Source organism: Arenibaculum sp. (assembly GCF_035998295.1).
GTDB lineage: Bacteria > Pseudomonadota > Alphaproteobacteria > Azospirillales > Azospirillaceae > DASYHS01.
This window is the reverse complement of the sequence record NZ_DASYHS010000011.1, coordinates 1-17,912: the sequence shown is the minus strand read 5'-3', so window position 1 is coordinate 17,912 and position 17,912 is coordinate 1. Positions and strand designations below refer to the sequence as shown.

Below are 17,912 nucleotides of genomic sequence, written 5' to 3'. Positions count from 1 at the left end.
CGTCAGGAGGACGGCGCGCCGAGCGGCTGGCGGTCGAGATCGGGCAGGACCATGGTGATCCGGGCCCCGGGCCGGCCGTTCCCGAGCTCGATCCGGCCGTCGAGCCCGTCCGCGAGCGCCACCAGCAGCTTCATGCCCAGCGTACCCGACCGGCTGGGTGCGAACTCCGGCGGGAAGCCGATGCCGTCGTCGGCGACGGTGAGGACCTGGTTCCCGGCCTCGTCGATGCGGAAGCGGATGCGGATGGTCCCCGGCCCGCCTTCGGGATGGGAGTATTTGGCGGCGTTCGTGACCAGCTCGTTGACGACGAGCGCGAGCTGGACGATGCGGTCGGTCGGCAGCTCCGCCGGCTCGGCGTCGACCACGAGCGACAGGCCCTTCTGGGTGCATCCCAGCGACCGGTCGAGGTCCTCGCACAAGCCGTCCAGGTAGGGCGCGAAGTCGATCCGGTCGAGCCGGTCGGTCTGGTAGAGGCGCTGGTGAACCTGGGCCACCGTCAGCACCCGGTTGTTCGCTTCGACCAGCTGCGCGCGGACGGCCGGGTCCGTCGCTTCCGACGCCTGCATCAGCAGCAGGCTGGAGATCAGCCCGAGGCTGTTCTTTACGCGGTGGTCGACCTCGCGCATCAGCATGCGCGCCCGGCCGAGGAGGTTGTCCTTCTCCGCCAGCAGGGCGCTCAGCGCTCCCTCGATGTTCTTCTGCTCGTGGATGTCGGTGAAGGTGCCGTACCAGCGCGCAACCGTTCCGTCGCGCTCGAGCACGGGCAGGCCGCGACCGAGATGCCAGCGCCAGACGCCGGCCGAGGACCGCAGCCGGAACTCGATGTCGCATCCGGTGCCGGTCAGGGCGGACTGCCGCCATGCAAGCCTGACGCGGCCGATGTCGTCGGGATGGACGTGCGCCAGCCACTCGATCTCCTCGCCTTCCTCCGGCGCCTCGTCGCCGACGAAGTCGAACCATTTGCGGTTGCAGTAGTCCATCACGCAGTCCGCGTCGGCCGACCAGACGATCTGCGGCATCGCGTCGGCAAGCTGGCGCAGCCTCGCCTCGCTTTCGCGCAGCGCAGCACCGATCGTCCTGTCCAGCGAGACGTCCCGTATCGTCCCGACGAGCCGGACCGCCCGGCTCCGGTCGTCGGAATGGACGGCACGGCCGCGCACGGCGACCCAGACGGTGCGGCCGTCCGGGCGCATCACCCGGTGCTCGATCTCCAGCGGCCCGGCCGCGGGCTCGAGCACCGCGGTCATCGCGGCATCGAAGCGGTCGAGGTCGACCGGATGCACCAGGCTGCGCAGGATGTCCATCGAGGGCACGATCCCGGAGGGCGGCGGCAGGCCCAGGATGGCGCAGGTCTGTTCCGACCAGGTCAGGGAGCCGGACTGGAGGTCCCAGTCCCAGATGCCGAAGCCGGTCGCGTCGAGGGCCAGGCGCAGCCGTTCCTCGCTGCGCCGGAGCGCCGCCTCGATCCGCTTCCTGTCCGTGATGTCGACCATGATGCCGCCGACGCACATCGCCCCGGTCGCCGAGACCGTGGCATGGCCACGGTCGGAGAACCACGCGATGGTGCCGTCCGGCCGGCGCAGGCGGAACTCGACGTCGAAGTTGCGGCCCTGCTCGATCGCGCCGCGCATCGCCCGGTCGATCGTGGGCGCGTCCTCCGGCAGGGCGCAGGAGGCCGACAGCAGCCGTCCGTCCAGCAGCGATTCCGGCGGCACGCCCAGGATCGCCGCGGCGTTGGGCGAGCGATGGACGCCGTGGGTCGAGCTGTCCCAGATCCAGGTGACCGCGCGCGCGGCATCGAGCGTGGCGTGCAGGCGCGCCTCGCCGTCGCGCAGAGCGCACCGCGCCTCCTCGGCCGCCCGCAGCGCCTCGACGCGCTCGGTCGCATCCAGGACGACGACGAGCAGGGCCGCCTCGTCGCGCCTGCGCCCAAGCGCGATGCGCGAGGCGCGGATATCGAGCCAGGGCCGGCCCGGTCCGGAGGTCCGCGCCCGCAAGGTGCCGTCCAGCCGCCCTTCGGCGCCGGTGTCCATCACGCCGGCGAACAGGCCGGCCAGCGCCTCGGCGCCGTCGGCATCCACGAGATCGAGGAACTCGCGCCCGGCGCCGAAGCCCATCAGGGAGGCGAAGGAGCGGTTGGCGGCGAGCAGTTTCCAGCGGGCCGCTCCGACGATCGCCGCCGCGACTGGCAGGCCTTCGACCAGACGCGCCGCCCGGCGCGCCGAATGCGCCGCGGCGTCGGTCAGGGCGGGGAGTATCCCTCCGTTGCGCAGGAGATCCGGCATTCGTCCTCTCGAAACCACGAGTCCGTGTTGCCGTGGGAACCTCGAACGAGCGCGTAAGGATTACACGACCGTCGGCGAAAGCCAAACATTCTCGCCTATTGCGCCGGATCGGCGTCGCGGCGGCCTTCAGGGCAGCAGGGATGCGGGATCGCCGGAACGAGTGGAGCGGGGGAGCGGGAAGCGGTCGGCCGCGCGGGCGCGGTCGCTCGGCAGGTCGAAGGTGACGACGGTGCCCGCCCCGACATGGCTGGAGATCGCGAGCTGCCCGCCGTGCAGCTCCACCAGGGACTTGGCGAGCGGCAGGCCGAGCCCGGTACCCTCGTACCGGCGCTGGAGGCTGTTGTCGACCTGCTCGAACGGCGTGAGGGCCGCCGCCAGCTTGTCTTCCGGTATGCCGATCCCGGTGTCCGCGATCTCGATCGTCACCCGTCCGGCCGCCGGGCGCGCCGAGATGCGGATCGTGCCGCCCGGCGGGGTGAATTTGACGGCGTTGGAGACCAGGTTCAGCAGCACCTGGCGCAGCGCGCGCTCGTCGGCGAGCAGCATGGGCAGGTCCGGCGCGAGGTCGGCGACGAGGCGCAGCTCGCCCAGCCGTGCCCGCGGCTCGAAGAAGCGCAGGCTCGACGCGATGGTCTCTTCGAGGCGGACGGGCGTGAGGGTGATCTCGTACCGGCCCGCCTCGACCTTGGCGAGGTCCAGGATGTCGTTGATGAGCGCCAGCAGGTGCTTGCCGCTGCTGTGGATGTCGCCGGCATAGTCGGCGTAGCGGTCCATGTCGTCTTCGCCCAGCACCTTGTCGCGGATGATCTCGGAGAAGCCGATGATCGCGTTCAGCGGCGTGCGCAACTCGTGGCTCATGGTCGCGAGGAAGCGGCTCTTCGCCAGGCTGGCCTGCTCGGCCACCTCCTTGGCCGCGGCGAGGCGGGCCGAGGCCTGCTTGCGCTCGGCGAACTGATGGACGACCAGGGCCACCGACAGCAGGGCCAGGCCGGCCACGAGGAGAATGGTCGCGGCCAACCCCTGGCGGAAGCGTTCGAGGACGGTCGACTGTTCGGCCAGGCGGCGCAGCGCGGAGAACTGGGCATGGGACAGGCGCTGGCGCACCTGGACGACCGCCTCGGCGATGCGCCGGTCGGACAGCCCCAGCACGAGGCGGGAGCCCGGGGCATGGGGCCCGATGCCGTATTCGAACCAGGTCCGGACGTCGGTGACCGCCGGATTGGCGATGGCGTGGACCGCCGAAGCGCCGACGAGGTTGTCGAAGTTGTAGGTGCTCCGCATGCGCAGGAGCGCCTGCTCGGCCCGCACCAGCAGGTCCATCAGCGGGGGACCTTCGGGAGCCGGGGAGACCTGCTCGTCGGCGTCCGTGAGCCGTGCCGTGCGCAGGCCGAGAAGCAGGTCGTCCAGCCTGTTCGCGACCGCGACGATCTCGCGTTCCTGGGCGAGGATGTCGCGGGGCAGCCCCGTCTCGACGCGTTCCAGCGTGCCCTGGACGTACCAGAGCGCGGCGCCGGCCAGCATGACGATCAGCGCCGCCGCCGCCGCCGTGCGCAGCCAGGCGGCCCGGGCCGCGAGCCAGGCGAGGGTCGCGCGCAGGCGACGGGCGAGGACGTGCATCTCAGTTCAGCATGCCGGCTTCCCGGTAGAACCGCTCGGCTCCGGGATGCAGGGGGATCGTGAGGCCGACCAGGGCGCGGTCGAGGCGGATCTCCCGGCCTTTCGGGTGCCCGGCGTCCAGCAGGCGCCGGGTCCGGTCCGACCAGAAAATGCGCGTCACCTCGTAGACGGTCTCCTCGTCGAGATCGGCCCGCGTCACGAGCTGGGCGCCGACGCCGATCGTCGGGATCATGGGCTGGCCCGGATAGGTCTCCGCGCCGATCACCGTGCGCTGGTAGGTCGGATAGCGTTCCAGCAGCCGTTGGACGGGCGGACCGTCGATCGGGATGAGCCGGACCGCGGGCCCGGCCTGGGCGACGGCGGGCGCCGGCGTGCCGACCATCACGAAGAAGGCGTCCAGCCGCCCCTCGAGCAGCCGGAGGACGGCGAGGTCGGGCTTGACGTATTCCGGCCTGATCGAGGCCTCGTCGAGGCCGTAGGCCCACAGCACCGCCCGCGCGTCGCCGAGCGACCCGGACCCCGGCTCGTCCAGGGACACCCGCTGGCCCCGGAGGTCGGCGGGCGAGCGGATCGGGGCGTCGCGCGCCGCGACGAGATGCATCTCCTCGACGTAGACATTGGCGATCGTGCGCAAGCCGGTCATCGCCGGACGGTCGGGGAGCATGCCGCGATGGGCCAGGTCGACGATGTTGGCTTGGGCGAGGGCCAGCTCTATGAAGCCGCCGTTCAGCGCCTCGACGTTGGCGACCGACCCGTTCGACGTCTGCGCCACCGCGAGCAGGTCGGGGGCGGCCTCGTCGGACAGGCCGGCGGCGATCAGCGTGCCGATGGGATAGTAGGCGCCTCCCACCCCGCCCGTGCCGACGCGCAGGACCCTGGTTTCCGCGGCGGCCCCCGGCGCGACCAGCAGCGCCGCGAGCAGGAGCAGGACGGCGGCGAGCGGCCCCGAGGGCCCGTGGGTGCGGCTGCGGTTCGACTTCATCATGCATCCAGCCTGTCGCCGGGATATCGGCGGATCCATTTCAACCATTTACCCGTCCGCGGGCAAGCCCGCGCCACCATCCGGATGCGCAGAATCGGGGGCTGGAGTACCACCGGTGGGTCGCGGCGGCAGGAAAACAGGTCGTGCTATGAAACCCTTGCCTGTCGCCTTGCGTTTGGGCGCGGGGCGATCCGCGTCCAGTTCCATCCCCGAGAGCTTCGAGAGACCAATGGCCGATGCTTCCGCCGAGATCGTGAAGTGCCTTCCCTACATGCGGCGCTATGCCAGGGCCCTGCTGGGATCCCAGGATCGCGGGGACGAATACGTCCGGGTGGCGCTGGAAACCTACCTGGCCGAGCCCGGGCGCATCGTTCCCGAAGCGGATCTGCGCCTCCAGCTCTTCGCGTTGTTCCACGACGTCTGGACGGTGATAGACCCGGAATCGGCGGACGAGCCGGAGGCGGCCGAGCCGGGCGGGGAACTGCGCGGGCTGCCGCAGCTTTCGCCGGTGCGCCGGCAGGTGCTGCTGCTCGTCTCGCTCGAGGGCTTCTCGTTCGAGGACGTCGGCCATATCCTGAAGATCGACCAGGGCACTATCCGCAAAGAACTCGACGCCGCGCGGACCGAACTGGCCGGGCTCTCGGGCGTTCGCGTGCTGATCATCGAAGATGAACCGCTGATTGCCGAAGACATCGCCGACCTCGTGCGCCGCATGGGCCACGACGTCATCGGGTCCGCAGCCCGCGAGAGCGAGGCGCTGAACCTCGCCCGAGCCCAGCGGCCGGAGCTGATCCTGGCGGACATTCAGCTCAAAGGCGGCGACAACGGCATCCGCGCGGTCCAGAACATATTGCGCTCGAGCTCGGTTCCCGTCATCTTCATCACGGGCTTTCCGGAGCGCCTGCTCACCGGCGAGCAGCTCGAACCCGTCTTCCTGATCTCGAAGCCCTTCGAGCCGGAAGTTCTCAAGACCGCCATCGGGCAGGCCCTGTCGGTCCATCCGCCCCGCCAGATGAATTGATCCGCAAGAACCGCTGCCGAAGCGCGGCCGAAAGAAGAAAATGAAGACGACCGGGATGCAAGAAACCAATGGCAGCAAGCTGCCCGAAATCCTGCAGCGGTACCAGGACAGGATACTCCAGTCCTGGATCTCCGCGCAGTCCGAGGCGGGCGTCCTGCGTGCCGACCTGATGCGCGAGGCGGACCTGCGCCGGCAGAGCCGCAATCTCCTGACGGTGCTGATGGGCGCCACGCGCAACGGGGTCGACTTCGACATCGAATCGCCGCTGTGGCAGGACGTCCGCGACCTGCTGACCGAGGTCACCGCCTACCGGGTGGACCACGGCTTCACCCCGTCCGAGACCGCGACCTTCATCATGACGCTGAAGGCGCCGATCTTCGAATGCCTGCGCGACCAGTTCCGCGACGACCCGCACACGCTCGTCGAGGAGGCCTGGTCGGCGTCGATCCTGCTCGACAAGCTCGGCCTCTACACGAACGAGGTCTACATCAGGGGCCGCGAGGACATCATCCAGCGCCAGCAGCAGGAAATGCTGGAGCTGTCGACGCCGGTCGTGAAGCTGTGGGACCGGATCGTGGCCCTGCCGCTGATCGGCACGCTGGACAGCAGCCGGGCCCAGATCGTCATGGAGAACCTTCTCGAGGCGGTCGTCGAGACCGGCGCCGAGATCGTCATCATCGACATCACCGGCGTGCCGACGGTGGACACGCTGGTGGCGCAGCACCTCCTGAAGACGGCCGCGGCCGCCAAGCTGATGGGCGCCCAGGTCGTGATCAGCGGCATCCGGCCGCAGATCGCCCAGACGATCGTCCATCTCGGGGTCGAGCTGCCGGAGGTCGTCACCAAGGCCGACCTCCAGAGCGCCTTCGCCCACGCCTTGCGGCGCACGGGCGTCGCCTTCACCAAGGGCTAGGCGGCCGGCATGAGCCAGTACCTCGACGAGAACCGCATCCCGATCTTCCAGATCGGCGACTGCCTGCTGCTGACGATCCAGATCGACCTGGAGGACAGGACGATCATGACGCTGAAGGACGACCTGGCCGAGCGCATCGCCGGCAAGGGCGTGCGCGGCGTGCTGATCGACATCTCGGCGCTGGACGTCGTCGACAGCTTCATCGGGCGGATGCTCGCGAACATATCCGCGATGGCCCGCGTGCTCGACGCCGAGACGGTCATCGTCGGCATGCGGCCCGCGGTCGCGATCACGCTCGTCGAGTTGGGAATGGCGCTGCCCGGGGTTCGCACGGCCCTGAACGTCGACCGCGGCATGGAACTGATCCGGCGCCGCGCAGAGCAGGCCGGTGTCGGGTGAGGGCGGTCCGCCCCGGGAAGCGCTGATCCCGATCCACGAAGCTTCCGCCGTCGGCCGGGTCCGGCGGGTGGTGGCGGCGGCGATGGCGGAGATCGGCGCGTCCAAGATCGAGATGACGAGGATGGTCACGGCCGCCAGCGAGCTTGCCCGGAACACGCTGACCCATGGCGGCGGCGGCGAGGTGCGCGTCGCGGTCGTCGGGCCGGGGAACCGGCGGAAGGTGGAGGTCACCTTCGTGGACCAGGGGCCGGGCATTGCGGACGTGGCGCTCGCGATGACCGACGGCTACAGCACGGGCGGCGGGCTGGGCCTCGGGCTCAGCGGCGCCAAGCGCCTGTGCAAGGAGTTCCACATCCGCTCGGAGCCGGGCAGGGGAACGACGGTCAGGGTGGCGTCTTGGATGGAGCGCAGATGATCACGGTCGAGGTGCGGGAGCAGAGCCAGGTGGCCGAGGCCCGGCGGCGCGCGCTCTCGCTGGCCGAGAACGTCGGCTTCGGCGAGCAGCGCTGCGGCAGGCTGGCGATCGTCGTGACCGAGGCCGCGACCAACATCCTGCGCCACGGCGGCGGCGGCGAGATCCTGCTTTCGGCCGATATGGAGCCCGAGGGCGGGCGCGTCGACGTGATCGCCCTCGACAAGGGGCCGGGCATGGCCAACGTCCAGGAATCGATGCGGGACGGGGTCTCGACCGCCGAAGGGCCCGGCACCGGGCTGGGGGCGATCCGGCGGCAGTCCGATCACTGCGACGTCTATTCCCGGCCCGGCCAGGGCACTGCGATCGTGTGCGGCGTCGCCGCCTCCGCCCGCCCGCCCGGCGGCCCCGGGCCGCTGCGCATCGCGGGAGTGTGCCTGCCGCGCGCCGGCGAGACGCTCGGCGGGGACGGGTGGGCGGTGCGCAAGGCCGGCAACGGCACCGTCGTGCTGCTGTGCGACGGGCTCGGCCACGGGGTCGGCGCCAACACGGCGACGGTCGCGGCCAAGGCGGGCTTCCAGGCGATGGGGGAGGCGGCGCCGGGGGAGGTGATCGCGGACCTGCACGAACGGCTGCGGCGCACGCGCGGAGCCGCCGTCGCGGTGGTGCGGGTCGATCCCCTGGACCGCCGGATGACGGTCGCCGGGGTCGGCAACATCTCCGGCCTCGTTCGCGGCGGCGCATCGCAGATGCGCACGCTGTCCCAGAACGGGGTCGTCGGGCACAATGCGGTCCGGATCAAGGAGCTGGAGTATGCATGGGAGGGCCCGCTGCTCGCGGTCTTCCATTCCGATGGCCTGAGTGCGAAATGGGACCTGGAGATGTATCAAGGGCTGGCGACGCGCCAGCCGATGATGATCGCCGCCGTGCTGTACCGCGATTTCAAGCGCGAGCGGGACGACAACCTGGTCGTCGTGATGAAGACGGAAGACCCGTGACCGGCTCCCTGTTCTCGGTTCATGTCAGGCAGGACAGGGACATCGTCTACGCCCGTCAGCGCGCCCGCTTCGTCGCCGAGCGGCTCGGCTTCGACGTCCAGGCCCAGACGCGCATCGCGACGGCCGTGTCCGAGGTCGCCAGGAACGCCTACGCCTATGCCGGCGGCGGCAAGGTCGAGTTCCGGCTGGAGGAGCAGGCCGGGCGGCCGGTCCTCGCGATCGAGGTCTCCGACCAGGGGCCGGGGATCGCCAACGTGCAGACCATCCTCGCGGGGGGCTACCGCTCGCCGACGGGCCTGGGCGTCGGGCTCGCGGGCGCCAAGCGGCTGGTCGACCGGCTGGAGGTGGCCACGTCCAAGGCGGGGACGGCGGTGCGGCTGTACCGGAACCTGCCCCGCGGCCTGGCGCGGCCGCTGGGCGAGACCCTGGCGCATCTGGCCGACGCGCTGATGCGCCAGCAGCCGCTCGACCCGGTCGAGGAGGTGCAGCGGCAGAACCAGGAACTGCTCCGGAGCCTGTACGACCTGCGCCAGCGGGAGGAGGAACTGCTGGCGGCGATCGCGGAGAAGGAGGTCCTGCTCAAGGAGGTCTACCACAGGGTCAAGAACAACCTGCAGATCATATCGAGCCTGGTCAGCCTGAAGGCGCGCAAGGCGCGCGACGGCGCGGTGCGCCAGGAGCTGGAGGACGTCCGTTCGCGCATCCACTCGCTCAGCATCCTGCACGAGAAGCTCTACCAGTCCGACGACCTCTCGCGCGTCGATCTCGCGGGCTATGTCCGCGACCTGTGCAGCCATCTGCGCCAGTCGTTCCTGGGCAAGGGCGAGGGACTGGAGCTGACGGTCGAGGCCGACCCGGTCTCGCTGTCGCTCGACCTCGCGATCCAGCTCGGACTGCTGGTGAACGAGATCGTGACGAACGCCTTCAAGCATGCCTTCCCGCAAGGCGGCAGCGGGACCATCAAGGTCGCGCTGGAGGTCGACGAGGAAGCCCGCCGCCTCGTGCTCCGGGTCAGCGACAACGGCGTCGGCATCCCGGCGGCCAAGCATCCCGGCGGGAGCGACAGCCTCGGCATGAACCTGATCCGGGCGCTGGCGGCGCGCGTCGAGGGCGAGCTGAAGATCGACGGCGGCAACGGAACGACGGTGACGGTCGGGATGCCCCTGGACCAGGATTGACGCCGGCGCGGCCCCGCCCGGCGCAACCGGTCAGCGCAGCCGGGCCCTGCCGGCCTCGTATTCTTCCTGCGTGACGATCGTCCTGCCGATCGGCCACAGCGACAGCAGAGCGAGCTTCAGATGCGCCCAGGCGAAGGGAATGCCGATGATGGTCAGGGCCAGCGACACCGCCAAGCCGAGATGGCCGAGCGCCAGCCACCAGCCCGCCAGCACCAGCCAGACGAGGTTGCCGAGGAAGCCGAGCGGCCCGGTCCCGAAATCCTCGCGGCCCTGAAGCTCGTCGCGCGGCACGGCGAGCCGGCCGAAGGGCAGGAAGCTGTAGGCGGCGATGTTGACCGCCGCGCGCGCCCAGGGCAGCCCGATTATGGTGATCGCCATCAATACGGCGGCCAGCAGCCAGCCGAGGGCCGCCAGGATGCCGCCGAAGAGCAGCCACAGGGCGTTGAGGAGCAGGTTGATCGGGCTCATGCCCGTCAATGTGGCCCCGCGCGGTCCACATGCAAGTGACGCGGGCAACAGCCGCGCTGGAGAGGGGATCGCCATGAACGGACCGCACCTTCCTCCGATCTTCCGGGCCGTGCCGCTCGGGGGCGGCGACGCCTTCGCCTGGGCGCTCGCCCATGCGCGGGAGGAGGGGGCGGCGACCCTCGCCTGGGGAGTGCACGGTGGCCGGTTCGGCTGCGCCGTGGTCCTGGAGCCGGACGAGCCGACGCGGACCGCCCGGACGGTCCTGTTCGCGGCGATGCTGGCGCTCGGCGAGGCGCTCGGCACGCTCGGACCGCCGGCCGTTCCGCTGCTGTTCGGCTGGCCGAACCGGATCGAGCTGAACGGCGGCGTCGCGGCGGAGTTCGAGGTCGGCATCGGGCCGGAGGAGGGGGGCGTGCCGTCCTGGCTCGTGCTCGGGGCGACGGTCGAGCTGGGACCGGAAGACGGCCCGGACGACGCGCCGGGCCGCGATCCCGGCCGCACGTCGCTGCGCGAGGAAGGCTTCGGCGCGGTCGGGGCGGGCGAGCTGCTCGAAGCCTATGCACGCTACCTGCTGAACTGGATCGACCGCTGGCAGGAGGGCGGCTTCGAGGCCGTGCGCGCCCATTGGACCGCGCGCTGGGACGCCGCAGCATGCGGCGCGTCCGGCCTCGACGGGACGGGGGCGCTGCTGCTCGCCGACGGCAGGCGGGTGCCGCTCGCCGACGGCATGGCGGCGGCGGGGAGGGGAGCATGACGGTGGATTTCTGGCGCAGCTCGGGGTTCCACCTGCTCGGCCGCGGGCCGGGCGGGCGGCTGGAGGTCACGGACGACTACCTCCGCGCGTTCCTGCGCCGGCCGGAGCTGGCGCCAGTCGAGGATTCCTGCGCGGCCGAGCGGACGCTGCACGCGAGCCTGATGCAGGCGCCGCGCCGGCCCGTCGGCCCGTCGGAGCTGGCGGCCCTGGCCGACGCCGACGCGCGGGAGAACTACGAGGTGATGCTCGCCTTCCGCGACCTGCTGGTGGCCCATGGGACGCTGGAGGCCTGCTATCTCGCGCTGTTCGAGGGCGGACGGGTCGCCGTGCCGGCGCTGTTCCTCGACCAGATGGTCCATGCGGTGCTGCGCGGCCTGCTGGACGGGGTCGAGGACGCGTTCCAGCTCCGCGCGGCCGAGCTGCTGTTCCGGCCGCAGAGGGTGTCGATCGGCGAGGGCACGGTGATGGTCGCCGACGAGGAGACGCTGGAGCGGTACCGGACCACCGGCGGGTTCGGCGCGCTCGGCCGCCTGGTCGCGGACGCGCAGACCCCGCTGCGCCAGGTCGAGCTGGACGTGCTGACGCGCGAGCGGTCGGGAGAGTACCGGGCGCGCAGCGACCGCTTCGACATGGTGCTGGACATCAGCTTCACCCGCCCCGGGCTCGACGCGCTGGCGCGGGTGCTGGAACGGTGGGTCGGCCATTTCCTGGGCGTGGGCGTGAAGATCCACCCGGTCCAGCGCATCCGGGACGAGCGCTGGACGTGGCATGTCGGGCTCGACGTGGAGGCGAGCGCGCTGCTGAACGACCTCTACGAGGGTCGCGAGGCGGAGGAGGAGCGTATGCGCCGGCTGCTGAGCCTGTTCCGCCTGGAGTTCGACGACCCCGAGGACATGCTGGAGCGCGTCGCCGGGAAGCCGGTCTACCTGGCGCTGTGCATGGCCGCGGACGGGAAACTCCGGGTCAAGCCCCAGAACCTGCTGCTGAACCTTCCCGTGGCCCGCGCCGGCCGCGAACGCCCATAGGTCCGCAATTCGTCACCGGCTTCGGGCGGGACGTTCGGGGATGCCGATGGTTGACCGGTCCGTAGCCGGCTACATCGGACCTCCGAACCTTGGACACGACCGCCGAACCATCCATCGACCCGTCCCCCGGCCCGTCCCTAGGCCCGGTCCGGGTCTGCATCTGCATCGCGACCCGCGGGCGGCCGCAGGGCCTGCTGGCGCTGATGGCGGGGCTTTCCGGCCTCGAGCTGCCCGCCGGGGTCGCGGCCGAGGTCGCCGTCGTCGACAACAACCCCGAGGGGTCGCCGCCCGGGGTGGTGGCCGAGGCGCGTGCCCGCTGCCGGCTGCCGGTCACCTGGATCCACGAGCCGAGGCGCGGCATCTCCTTCGCGCGCAACGCGGCCCTCGACCACGCGCGTGAGATCGCGGACTTCCTCGCCTTCATCGACGACGACGAGACGCCGACGCCGGGCTGGATCGCGGAGCTGCTGCGGGTCCAGCGCGCGACCGGTGCCGGGGCGGTGATCGGCCCCGTAGTCCCCCGCTTCGCCGCGCCGGCCCCGGAATGGGCCGTCGAGGAAGGCTTCTACGCCTGCCTGGGCAGTGGGCTCAACGACGGCCCGGAGCCCGGGGACGGCGAGGCCGCGCGCGTGTGCAGCAGCGCCAACGCCCTGATCCGGACCGCGCTGGTCGGGGGTGCGGACGGCCTGCGCTTCGACGAGGCCCTGGCGCTGACGGGCGGAGAGGACACGCTGCTGTTCGCGCAGATGCGGGCGGCCGGGCATTCCATCGTCTACGCGCGCTCCGCCCTGGTCCACGAGACCGTGCCGTCGAGCCGCGTGCGCGTGGGCTGGCTGCTGCGGCGGTGGTACCGGACCGGCAACACGGACGCCCTGGTCCGGGCACGCGGCGGCACCGGCCGGCCGCGGCTGCTGGTCCAGGGCGGGGTGCGGCTGACGGCGGGGACGGCGCTCGCGGCGCTGGCCGTGCTTTCCGCGCCCCGGCGCCCCGGGCGGGCGATGCGCCGGCTCTACACCGCCGCGCGGGGAGCCGGGATGATCGCCTTCGCCTTCGGCCGCAGCTTCGAGGAGTACCGGACCATCCACGGCGCCTGAACGCCGGCCGCTACTCGCCGCCGCTGCCCGCCGCCGCTACCCGCTATCGGGGACCTTGGCGCGCTCGCGCAGGTAGTCGTCGGTCGTCCGTGGCGTGGGACGGGGCGCCGTGGCCAGCGGGACGGCTCCCTCCTCGAACTGGGAGGCGACGCGGCAATCCTCGCACATGCGGATGCGATCGATCGCGGCCGATCCCTGGAACATCCAGTGCTTGTCCGCGAGCTTGGCCACGACCCGCTCGATCGAGCTGCGCGAGCCGAAGGCCTTGCCGCAGCGCACGCAGGGGAAGGGCTCCTCCTCCTTGATCGTGACCATGCCCCGCGCCTCGGGCGTGAAGGCGAGGCGCGGCTCCAGTGCGATCACCTTCTCCGGGCAGGTATTGCGGCACAGGCCGCACTGGATGCAGGCATCCTCGCGGAAGGTGAGCTTCGGCTTGTCGGGATCGTCGCCGAGCGCGTCGGTCGGACACGCGCCGACGCAGGACAGGCACAAGGTGCAGCCCTCGACGTCGACCAGGATGCGCCCGAAGGGCGCGCCGTCCGGCAGCGGCACCACGTCGGCCGGGGCCGGCGCGTGGGCGTGGAGATGGCCGAGCGCCATCCTGGTGTTGGTCCGCCGGGTGCCGATCGCGAGGAAATCGGACGGCACGGTCGGGGCGAGCGCCGGCAGGCCGTGCAGCAGCGCCTCCAGGCCGTCGGGATCGGCCTCGGCCAGGACCCGGACCCGGCCTTCCCCGTAGCCCAGGCCGGCGGCCAGCGCCTCGGCGAGCGCCGCCTGCGCCTCGAGCCCCACGGTCTCGTCCAGATGGGCCGGATCGACCAGCAGGACCACGCGCTCCGCGCCGTGCGCGAGTGCCGCCGACAGGAACTCGATCCCGACCTGGGTCGTCGTCTCGACCGCGAAGGGCAGGACGCGCGCCGGCAGGCCGCGGCCGAACCTCGCCGACATCGCGACCAGCCCGTCGCCGTGCCGTGCGTCGTGGACGAGCAGCACGGCCCCGGAGCCGCCGGCGCGCCGGTAGGTCCCCAGCAGGACGCGCAGCCGCTCCAGCAGGGTCGAGGCCGGCGGCACCGCGTAAGCGGCGGCGCCGGTCGGGCAGACGCTGGAGCAGGAGCCGCAGCCGGCGCAGACATGCGGGTCGATGGCGACGGTGTCGCCGGCGCTCGTGATCGCGCCCGTCGGGCAGACGTCCAGGCAGCGCGTGCAGCCCGTCAGCCGCGAGCGGGAATGCGCGCAGAGCGCGGCGGTGAAGTCGACGTAGCGTGGCTTGTCGAACTCCCCGACCAGGTCGGCGATGTCGAACAGGGCCTCCTGCACCGCGGCGGGGTTCCGCGGGTCGGGGCGCAGATACCCGTCGCGACGGCCGGGCGCCGGGAACAGCGGCACGTCCCCGGTGAGGTCGAGGATCAGGTCGCATCGCGACGACGTCCGGCCGCGCGGCGCCTCGAAGGCGAGTGCGGCGCGCGAGGACGGCATCGCCGCGGCGTAGCCGTCGACCACGACCTCGAACGCGCCGATATGGCCCTTCGCCTGGACCACCGTGCCGCGGAACACCGGGACGTCGGCGACCGGGGGAGGGATCGTTTCCTCGCGCCCGGTGAGCAGGACGGTCACGTCCAGCCGGCCGCGCAGCCGGCGGGCGGCTTCGAGCGCCGCCTCGCCGTGCCCGTAGACGAGACAGGTCCCCTCCGAGCGCATCGACACCGTGGGTATCTCGGCCGGCGTCAGCGCCGCCTCGGCGAGCAGGGCCGCGAGCTTGGGCGTCGCGTCCGATGCCTGCGCGGACCAGCCCGCCCGCTCGCGGATATTGGCGAAGGCGACGGTGGGGACGGGCGTGCCGTCCTCCTCCTCCATCGCTTCCAGCGTCTCGAGGAAGAGGGGCGCTTCCTGGGTGCAGGCGACCACCATCGGATCGCCCTCGCGCGCGGCCCTGCGGAAGCGGTCGATCTGCGCGCGGCAGAGCTGCGTGTGGACCACGGGCGCCTGATCGGCGCCGCAGGCGCCGGCGAGCGCCCCGGCATCGAGCGGCATCGTCGCCTCGCACGAGCAGACCAGCACCCGTTTTCCGTTGATCTTCATGCCTGGCCTTTCCTGCACCGGCTCGAGCGGATCGAAGAGGGAGATCCGCCATGCCCCGAGCATAAGCCGGAACGGCGGCGCTGTGCCGCAAAGCGGCGCGGGCGTTGGCGGTAACCCTAGGTCGTTCCGCTACCCGGACGGTCGGTGTGGCGCCGTTGCCGAAATGTCACGGATTATCCACAAGATATTTTCCGCGGCCGAAAGAGGTAACTTGGCCCCTAAAGAGGTATCCGTATAGTCGGAGTCAGCACACGACCAGACGAGACCGGCTGATGATGCGATTTCGCCAGATCGTGAGCGTGGCGTTCGCCGCGTTCCTCCTGTTATCGGCCCGACCTGCCGATGCGGCCCAGGGCAAGTCCCTGAACTGCGTCCAGTACGTGAAGCAGGCGACGGCGTTCGAGATCTCCGGCAACGCCTGGACCTGGTGGGACCATGCGCAGGGGCGCTACGGCACCTCGCACCGGCCGCGGAGCGGCGCGGTCCTGGTGTTCCAGCGAACCAAGGCGATGCCGTACGGGCATGTCGCGGTGGTGGCGGACGTCGTCGACGAGCGGACGATCCGCATCGAGCATGCCAACTGGGCGCCGCCGGGCGGCCGCAAGGGCCGGGTCTCCAGCGAGCTGGTCAAGGACGTCTCCACCCGCAACGACTGGTCCGTGGTCCGGGTGGAGCACCGTCCGACCGGCTCGTTCGGCAAGCCTTATCCCGTCAGCGGGTTCATCCTGCCCGATCCCGCCGGCCGGAAGGCCCCGATCCCCGCGGTGAAGCCGGCGCGCCAACCGGGCCGCGACGCGGCGCCGGCCTCGGTGCAGCAGGTGGCGGAGACGGTGCGGACCATCGACGCGCCGGCGGCCGACTGACGCCCGGGACGGCGACCGCGCAAGACGTTCTCCACCACCAGGCCGCGACCGCTACAGGACGCCGCCGGCGAGGGTAGCGATCTCTTCCTCGGACAGCCCGAGCCAGTCCCGCAGGACCTCGGCATTGTGCTGGCCGAGCAGGGGCGGGGCGCCGCGATATTCCACGGGGGTCGCGGAGAACTTCATCGGGCTGCCGGCGAGCGGGACGGTGCCGGCGGTCGGGTGCGGCAGCTCGACCCGCATCCCGCGCGCCAGCACCTGCGGGTCCGCGAAGACCTGGGCCAGGTCGTTGATCGGGCCGCAGGGCACGCCCTCGTGCTCCAGCCGGTCCAGCCAGAAGGAGGAGGGGCGGGCGCGGACCAGCCCGGCGAGCACCGGGACGAGGTCGTCGCGGTTGGCGACCCGGTCGCGGTTGCGGGCGTAGCGGGGGTCGGCGGCGAGGTCCGGCCGGCCGGCGACCTGGCAGAAGCGGGCGAACTGCCCGTCGTTGCCGACCGCGACGATGATGTGGCCGTCCGCGGTCTCGAACACCTGGTAGGGAACGATGTTGGGGTGGGCGTTGCCGAGCCGCGTCGGCACGCGGCCGGAGGCGAGATAGTTGGTCGCCTGGTTGGCCATGCTCGCGACCATGACGTCGAGCAGCGCCATGTCGACGTGCTGGCCTTCGCCGGTCCGCTCCCGGTGCGCGAGCGCGGCCAGCACGGCCACCCCGGAATACATCCCGGTCAGGATGTCGGCCAGGGCGACGCCGACCTTCTGGGGCTCGCCGTCGGGCTCGCCCGTCACGCTCATCAGCCCCGCCATGCCCTGGATCATGAAGTCGTAGCCGGCCCGGCCGCTGTAGGGCCCGGTCTGGCCGAACCCCGTGATCGAGCAGTAGACGAGGCCGGGATTGAGCGCCTTCAGCGCCTCGTAGTCGAGGCCGTACCGCGCGAGCGTGCCGACCTTGTAGTTCTCCAGCACCACGTCCGCCTTCGAGGCGAGGCGCCGGGCGACCTGCTGCCCCCCAGGACTGGCGAGATCGAGGGTGAGGGAGCGCTTGTTGCGGTTGGCGGACAGGAAATAGGCGGCTTCCCCGGTCTCGCGCCCGTTCTCGTCCTTCAGGTAGGGCGGCCCCCAGCTTCGAGTGTCGTCCCCGGCGCCCGGCTTCTCGACCTTGACGACATCGGCGCCGAGATCCGCGAGGAGCTGGCCCGCCCACGGTCCCGCGAGGACGCGGGATAGATCGAGGACGCGGATGTGACTCAGCGGGCCGGCCATGCTCTCTTGCTCCCTTCGCAGTGCGCCGGGATGCTATCGCCATCGGACCGTTACCGCCAGCGCGCGCGTCATGCGGGACGGGAGGGAGGAGGGAGCGCATGAAGGACAGGGACTCGTACAGGACGGACCGGCTGCTGGTTGTCGACCTGGAACTGACCTGCTGGGACGCGCCGGGCCCGCCGCCCGGCGAGCAGGCCGACATCATCGAGATCGGCATCGCCGAGATCGACAACGAGACGCTGGAGATCGCGCGCGCCGGGCGCTACCTCGTGCGGCCCGCCCGCTCGGCCGTCAGCCCGTTCTGCACCGGGCTGACCGGGATCGCGCCCGAGGAGCTGAAACGGTCGGCGCGGCCGTTCCCGGAGGTGCGCAACGCGATCGTCTCCGACTGGGCGCCCAGGCACAAGACCTGGACCGCCTGGGGCCAGGGCTGCGAACTCGGGTTAACGGCGGTTTACGAATTGCGCTGGTCGTGATTCTGTGGGCTGTCGGTGATTCGGAGAATCCAGCCCATGTCGTTGCCGCCGGTCTCCCTTGGCGAGAAGTCGCGCCTTCGTGCGCTTT

Annotated in this window: 17 protein-coding genes; 11 read left to right on the top strand and 6 right to left on the bottom strand. The window is 71.5% G+C overall.

Annotated features, from left to right (window positions below):
- Nucleotides 1-2: 2 nt before the first annotated feature.
- The 3 genes from VGO20_RS00680 to VGO20_RS00670 all read right to left on the bottom strand — a co-directional run bounded on the left by VGO20_RS00680 (nucleotide 3) and on the right by VGO20_RS00670 (nucleotide 4,887).
- Complete coding sequence (locus VGO20_RS00680; protein ID WP_327500348.1) at nucleotides 3-2,285, bottom strand: PAS domain-containing sensor histidine kinase; 2,283 nt, start codon at nucleotides 2,283-2,285, stop codon at nucleotides 3-5.
- A 126-nt stretch (nucleotides 2,286-2,411) separates the two neighbouring features.
- Nucleotides 2,412-3,902: a sensor histidine kinase gene (locus VGO20_RS00675; RefSeq protein ID WP_327500347.1), complete on the bottom strand. Its 1,491-nt coding sequence runs from the start codon at nucleotides 3,900-3,902 to the stop codon at nucleotides 2,412-2,414.
- Nucleotide 3,903: 1 nt separating this feature from the next.
- Nucleotides 3,904-4,887 carry a TAXI family TRAP transporter solute-binding subunit gene (locus VGO20_RS00670; RefSeq protein WP_327500346.1) on the bottom strand — a complete coding sequence of 328 codons (984 nt, stop codon included), beginning with the start codon at nucleotides 4,885-4,887 and terminating at the stop codon, nucleotides 3,904-3,906.
- A 112-nt stretch (nucleotides 4,888-4,999) separates the two neighbouring features.
- Between VGO20_RS00670 and VGO20_RS00665 the strand changes: the two genes are divergently transcribed.
- Genes VGO20_RS00665 through VGO20_RS00640 form a run of 6 tightly spaced genes read left to right on the top strand, consistent with a single transcriptional unit; the run spans nucleotide 5,000 to nucleotide 9,805 of the window.
- Nucleotides 5,000-5,905 carry a response regulator gene (locus VGO20_RS00665; protein ID WP_327500345.1) on the top strand — a complete coding sequence of 302 codons (906 nt, stop codon included), beginning with the start codon at nucleotides 5,000-5,002 and terminating at the stop codon, nucleotides 5,903-5,905.
- Nucleotides 5,906-5,960: 55 nt separating this feature from the next.
- A complete protein-coding gene (locus VGO20_RS00660; protein ID WP_327500344.1) occupies nucleotides 5,961-6,818 on the top strand; it encodes an STAS domain-containing protein in 858 nt (285 codons plus the stop codon).
- Between the two features lie 9 nt (nucleotides 6,819-6,827).
- Nucleotides 6,828-7,217 (top strand): STAS domain-containing protein, encoded by a 390-nt coding sequence (locus tag VGO20_RS00655; protein ID WP_327500343.1) that lies wholly within the window; start codon nucleotides 6,828-6,830, stop codon nucleotides 7,215-7,217.
- Complete coding sequence (locus tag VGO20_RS00650) at nucleotides 7,207-7,632, top strand: anti-sigma regulatory factor (RefSeq protein ID WP_327500342.1); 426 nt, start codon at nucleotides 7,207-7,209, stop codon at nucleotides 7,630-7,632. The genes VGO20_RS00655 and VGO20_RS00650 overlap by 11 nt, the downstream gene beginning before the upstream one ends.
- Entirely contained in the window at nucleotides 7,629-8,627 is a 999-nt protein-coding gene (locus VGO20_RS00645; RefSeq protein ID WP_327500341.1) for an ATP-binding SpoIIE family protein phosphatase, read from the top strand. Before VGO20_RS00650 ends, VGO20_RS00645 begins: the two co-directional genes overlap by 4 nt.
- The gene (locus VGO20_RS00640; protein WP_327500340.1) at nucleotides 8,624-9,805 is read left to right on the top strand and encodes a sensor histidine kinase; all 1,182 of its coding nucleotides are present in this window, start codon (nucleotides 8,624-8,626) and stop codon (nucleotides 9,803-9,805) included. Before VGO20_RS00645 ends, VGO20_RS00640 begins: the two co-directional genes overlap by 4 nt.
- 30 nt (nucleotides 9,806-9,835) lie before the next feature.
- On the opposite strand, the gene VGO20_RS00635 is transcribed toward VGO20_RS00640, so the two are convergent.
- Nucleotides 9,836-10,273 carry a YccF domain-containing protein gene (locus VGO20_RS00635; RefSeq protein ID WP_327500339.1) on the bottom strand — a complete coding sequence of 146 codons (438 nt, stop codon included), beginning with the start codon at nucleotides 10,271-10,273 and terminating at the stop codon, nucleotides 9,836-9,838.
- 73 nt (nucleotides 10,274-10,346) lie between these two features.
- Between VGO20_RS00635 and VGO20_RS00630 the strand changes: the two genes are divergently transcribed.
- The 3 genes from VGO20_RS00630 (at nucleotide 10,347) to VGO20_RS00620 (ending at nucleotide 13,146) form a co-directional block, all read left to right on the top strand.
- Nucleotides 10,347-11,027 (top strand): biotin/lipoate--protein ligase family protein, encoded by a 681-nt coding sequence (locus VGO20_RS00630; RefSeq protein ID WP_327500338.1) that lies wholly within the window; start codon nucleotides 10,347-10,349, stop codon nucleotides 11,025-11,027.
- Complete coding sequence (locus VGO20_RS00625; RefSeq protein ID WP_327500337.1) at nucleotides 11,024-12,052, top strand: DUF6352 family protein; 1,029 nt, start codon at nucleotides 11,024-11,026, stop codon at nucleotides 12,050-12,052. The genes VGO20_RS00630 and VGO20_RS00625 overlap by 4 nt, the downstream gene beginning before the upstream one ends.
- Nucleotides 12,053-12,141: 89 nt before the next feature.
- Entirely contained in the window at nucleotides 12,142-13,146 is a 1,005-nt protein-coding gene (locus tag VGO20_RS00620) for a glycosyltransferase family 2 protein (RefSeq protein WP_327500336.1), read from the top strand.
- 36 nt (nucleotides 13,147-13,182) lie between these two features.
- On the opposite strand, the gene VGO20_RS00615 is transcribed toward VGO20_RS00620, so the two are convergent.
- Nucleotides 13,183-15,225 carry a 4Fe-4S binding protein gene (locus VGO20_RS00615; protein WP_327500335.1) on the bottom strand — a complete coding sequence of 681 codons (2,043 nt, stop codon included), beginning with the start codon at nucleotides 15,223-15,225 and terminating at the stop codon, nucleotides 13,183-13,185.
- 272 nt (nucleotides 15,226-15,497) lie between these two features.
- Between VGO20_RS00615 and VGO20_RS00610 the strand changes: the two genes are divergently transcribed.
- Entirely contained in the window at nucleotides 15,498-16,088 is a 591-nt protein-coding gene (locus tag VGO20_RS00610) for a CHAP domain-containing protein (RefSeq protein WP_327500334.1), read from the top strand.
- 51 nt (nucleotides 16,089-16,139) lie between these two features.
- Here VGO20_RS00610 and VGO20_RS00605 read toward each other — a convergent pair whose 3' ends face one another.
- Nucleotides 16,140-17,348, bottom strand: coding sequence for a CaiB/BaiF CoA transferase family protein (locus tag VGO20_RS00605; protein WP_327500333.1), 1,209 nt, complete (start codon nucleotides 17,346-17,348; stop codon nucleotides 16,140-16,142).
- 98 nt (nucleotides 17,349-17,446) lie between these two features.
- On the opposite strand from VGO20_RS00605, the gene VGO20_RS00600 reads away from it, so the two are divergent.
- On the top strand, nucleotides 17,447-17,824 hold the full coding sequence (locus VGO20_RS00600; RefSeq protein WP_327500332.1) for an exonuclease domain-containing protein: 378 nt from the start codon (nucleotides 17,447-17,449) through the stop codon (nucleotides 17,822-17,824).
- Nucleotides 17,825-17,912 lie beyond the last annotated feature (88 nt).